This is a genomic window from Rathayibacter sp. AY1H3 (assembly GCF_002932015.1).
On sequence record NZ_PSUU01000083.1, the window covers coordinates 1 to 4,496 of the forward strand.

Here is a 4,496-nt window from a genome sequence, read left to right on the forward strand (position 1 = left end):
ACCACGTGCGGCACGGCGACCGCTGGACCTACGTCCTCCACCCCGACGGCACCGCCGACTGGACCACCCCCACTGGCCGCCGCATCACCACGCCCCCGCTCACCCGAACCGCACCGCCCCGCCTCACGCACCCCCGCACGCCCGCAGCCTCACGCGAAACGCCCCGCCACCTCCGCCAGGCACTCCCGGAACACCCGCACGGCCGGCGACGCCAGCTGCGCCTCGCGCTGGGCGGTGAAGATCGTGCGACGGGGCGTGCCGGGCAGCTCGAGGAGGCGGCAGTCCGGCGCCTCGCCCGCCCAGACCAGGTCGGGCATCAGGGCGACGGCGTGGCCGGAGGCGGCGAGTCGGATCTGCGCCTGCAGGTCGGCGGTCTCGAAGCGGACGTCCGGCTCGAAGCCCGCGACCCGGCAGGTCTGCTCGGCGAAGTGGCGGCTCGCGGTACCGCGCGGCTCCATCACCCAGGCGGAGTCGCGGGCCGAGGCGAGGTCGACGACGGCGGAGTCGCGGCTCACGGCGAGGCGGATCGCGTCGGTCGTCAGGTCGCTGCGCACCAGTCCGGGCAGCCAGGAGGTCGAGTGGCCGGGGTACTGCTCGGCGACGACGAGGTCGAACTCCCGCGCCCACGACGTCTCGTGCAGAGCGCCCTCCGGCTCGCGCTGCACCATCTCGATCCGCACCTCCGGGAAGCGGTCGGCGACGGCCCGGAGCGCGCCCGGCATGAGCGCGAGCGCGGCCGACTGGAACACCGCGACGCGCACCCGCCCGGTCACCGACTCCCCCGAGGCCGCGAGCGCCGCCTCCGCCCGCTCGAGCAGGGCCATCACCTCGCCGGCCGCTTCGACCAGGATCTCGGCCTGGGGTGTGAGCTGCACGCGCCGGCCCGCCTTCCGCAGCAGCTCGACGCCGGCCTCGCGCTCGAGCACGGCGAGCTGCTGCGAGACGGCGGAGGGACTGTAGGCGAGGGCCTCGGCCGCGGCGGCGAGAGTGCCGCGGATGGCCACCTCGCGGAGCAGGACCAGGCGGCGGACATCGAGCACGGCGTCTCTCCGATCGTTCAGCTGAGCTGACCGGTACCGGTAAGGAACGGTCGCTTCTGCTCAACGGTAGCCGGTCGAATACTGAAGGCACCCACCTCAGAGCAGAAGGACCGCACCATGACGGATCTCGCCAGCCCCGCTCTCGCCACCGGCCCCGCCGCCGACGGCCCGTCCACCGATTCGATCGATCCCCGCCTGGTCGACGAGAGCGTCGCGCTGGTGCGGCGCTGGCTGCGCGAGGCGTCCGCGATCCCGATCGACGCCTCCGGGGCGCAGCTGGCGGGCGTGCTGAAGGACCCGGCCGGCCTGGACTTCACGGTCGGCTTCGTCGACGGCGTCGTCCGCCCCGAGGACACCCGCGTCGCGGCGGCGGCGCTGAAGGCGATCGCGGGCGGCGTGCCGTCCTTCCTCCCTGCTCCGATGCGCGGCGCGGTCGCCCTCGGCGGCGTCATGGCGCCGCTCCTCCCGGACGTCGTGGTGCCGATCGCGCGCCGGGTGCTGCGACGGATGGTCGGCCACCTGATCATCGACGCGACCGACTCGCGCCTGGGCCCGGCCATCGCCGCGATCCGCCGCGACGGCGTCCGGCTCAACATGAACCTGCTCGGCGAGGCCGTCCTCGGCCGCGAGGAGGCCCACCGCCGCCTGGAGGGGACGCACCGGCTCCTCGCCCGCAACGACGTCGACTACGTCTCGATCAAGGTCTCCTCGAGCACCGCCCCGCACAACCCGTGGGCCTTCGACGCCGCGGTCGACGACATCGTGGAGGAGCTGGCGCCGCTGTTCGCCCGGGCCGCCGCGTCCTCGCCGCAGAAGTTCATCAACCTCGACATGGAGGAGTACAAGGACCTCGACCTCACCATCGCGGTCTTCACCCGCATCCTCGACCGACCGGAGTTCCTCGGTCTCGAGGCCGGCATCGTGCTGCAGGCCTACCTGCCGGACGCGCTCTCGGCGATGATCCGCCTGCAGGAGTGGAGCGCCGCCCGCCGGGCCCGCGGTGGCGCCGGCATCAAGGTGCGCCTGGTCAAGGGCGCGAACCTGCCGATGGAGCAGGTCGAGGCCTCGGTCCACGGCTGGCCGCTGGCGACCTGGAGCAGCAAGCAGGACTCCGACACGAACTACAAGCGCGTCGTCGACTACGCGCTGCACCCGGAGCGGATCCGCAACGTGCGGGTCGGCGTCGCCGGGCACAACCTCTTCGACGTCGCGTACTCGTGGCTGCTCGCCGGCACCCGCGGCGTCCGCGAGGGGATCGAGTACGAGATGCTCCTCGGCATGGCACAGGGCCAGGCGGAGGCGGTGCGCCGCACGGTCGGCTCGCTCCTGCTCTACACGCCGGTCGTCGCGCCGGCCGAGTTCGACGTGGCGATCGCCTACCTGATCCGCCGGCTGGAGGAGGGCGCGTCGAGCCAGAACTTCATGTCGGCCGTCTTCGAGCTCGAGGCCGACCCGGCGCTCTTCGCGAGGGAGGAGGAGCGGTTCCGCGCCTCCGTCGCCGCCCTCGACGGGGCCGTCCCCCCGGCGCACCGCGTGCCCGACCGGTTCGCCGCGAGCGGCCGCCCGGGACCGGGCGACTTCCGCAGCACCCCCGACACCGACCCGTCCGTCGCCGCGAACCGCGAGTGGGCGCAGGCGATCCTCGCGCGCGTCCCCTCCTCCCGGGCCGGCGCCGACGCGATCGAGGCCGCCACGATCGGCACCCTCGACGAGCTGGAGTCGGTGCTCTCCGGCGCCCGCGGCAGCGGCTGGAGCGACGTCCCGGCCGAGGAGCGCGCCCGCATCCTGCACCGCGCCGGCGACGAGCTGGAGGCGCGCCGCGCCGAGCTGCTCGAGGTCATGGCGGCCGAGGGCGGCAAGACCCTCGACCAGGGCGACCCCGAGGTCTCGGAGGCCGTGGACTTCGCCCACTACTACGCCGAGCGCGCCCTCGAGCTCGACGCGGTCGACGGCGCCCGCTTCCACCCGGCCGCGCTGACCCTGGTCGCTCCGCCGTGGAACTTCCCGGTCGCGATCCCGGCCGGCGGCGTCCTCGCGGCGCTCGCGGCCGGCTCCGCCGTGGTGCTCAAGCCCGCCGGACCGACCGCGCGCTGCGGCGCGGTGGTGGCCGAGGCGCTGTGGGCGGCGGGCGTGCCCCGCGAGGCCCTGCGCCTGCTCCGCCTGCCGGAGGAGGAGCTGGGGCGCGACCTGATCGCCTCCCCGCAGGTCGACCGCGTGATCCTCACCGGCGCCTACGAGACGGCGGAGCTGTTCCGCTCCTTCCGGAACGACCTCCCGCTACTCGCCGAGACGAGCGGCAAGAACGCGATCGTGGTCACCCCCTCGGCCGACCTCGACCTGGCGGTGAAGGACGTCGTGGCGAGCGCCTTCGGGCACGCGGGCCAGAAGTGCTCCGCAGCCTCGCTCGTGGTGCTGGTCGGCTCCGTCGCGCGCTCGAAGCGGTTCCGTGCGCAGCTGCTCGACGCGGTCTCCTCCCTCACGGTCGGCTACCCGACCGACCCCGCGACGCGGATGGGGCCGGTGATCGAACCCGCCGGCGGCAAGCTGCTGCGCGGCCTGACCCGGCTCGGCGCCGGTGAGACCTGGCTGCTGCAGCCGCGGAGCCTCGACGACTCCGGACGCCTGTGGAGCCCCGGCGTCCGCGACGGCGTGCGCCGCGGCTCCGAGTTCCACCGCACCGAGTACTTCGGGCCGATCCTCGGGATCATGACGGCGGCGACCCTCGACGAGGCGATCGCGATCGTCAACGAGGTCGACTACGGGCTCACCTCGGGCCTGCACGCGCTCGACCCGGAGGAGATCGGCACCTGGCTCGACGGGATCGAGGCGGGCAACCTCTACGTGAACCGCGGGATCACCGGGGCGATCGTGCAGCGCCAGCCGTTCGGCGGCTGGAAGAAGTCGGCGGTCGGCCCGGGCACCAAGGCGGGCGGGCCGGACTACCTGCTCGGCCTGGGCTCGTGGACCGCGGCGTCGTCGGAGGCGACCGCTCCGGTCGTCGGACCGGCCGCCCGCCTGCTCGCCGCGTCGCGCGCGGAGCTCCCGGCGGAGGAGCACGCCGCGGTGGAGCGGACGGCGCGCAGCTGCGCGGCGGCGTGGGCCGCGGGTGCTCCTCGCGACCTGACGGGGCTGGAGGCGGAGCGCAACGTCTTCCGCCGCCTGCCCTACGACTCCGCCGTGCTGGTGCGCCTGGCCGCCGGGGAGCCGCTGGGCTCGCTCGTGCGGGTGGCCGTCGCGGCGGCGACCGCGCAGGCACGGGTGGTCGTCTCGAGCGCCGTGGCGCTGCCTCCGCAGCTCGCCGCCGGTCTCGACGAGGCGGCAGGCGCCGTCGTGGTCGAGGACGACGCGGCGTGGGAGGCGCGGGTGCGCGCGCACGGCGCCGGACGGGTGCGTCTGCTGGGCGCGTCCGCCGCGACGGTGACGGCCGTGACGGGCGGGCGCCCCGACCTCGCGGTC

The 4,496-nt window shown here is 75.0% G+C and carries 2 protein-coding genes; one reads left to right on the top strand and one right to left on the bottom strand.

Going from position 1 to position 4,496, the window contains the following annotated elements; genetic code table 11:
• Nucleotides 1-149: 149 nt before the first annotated feature.
• The gene (locus C5C33_RS17845) at nucleotides 150-1,040 is read right to left on the bottom strand and encodes a LysR family transcriptional regulator (RefSeq protein ID WP_104261769.1); all 891 of its coding nucleotides are present in this window, start codon (nucleotides 1,038-1,040) and stop codon (nucleotides 150-152) included.
• A gap of 117 nt (nucleotides 1,041-1,157) precedes the next feature.
• On the opposite strand from C5C33_RS17845, the gene C5C33_RS17850 reads away from it, so the two are divergent.
• A partial coding sequence (locus tag C5C33_RS17850; RefSeq protein WP_104261770.1) for a bifunctional proline dehydrogenase/L-glutamate gamma-semialdehyde dehydrogenase occupies nucleotides 1,158-4,496 on the top strand: 3,339 nt, incomplete at its 3' end.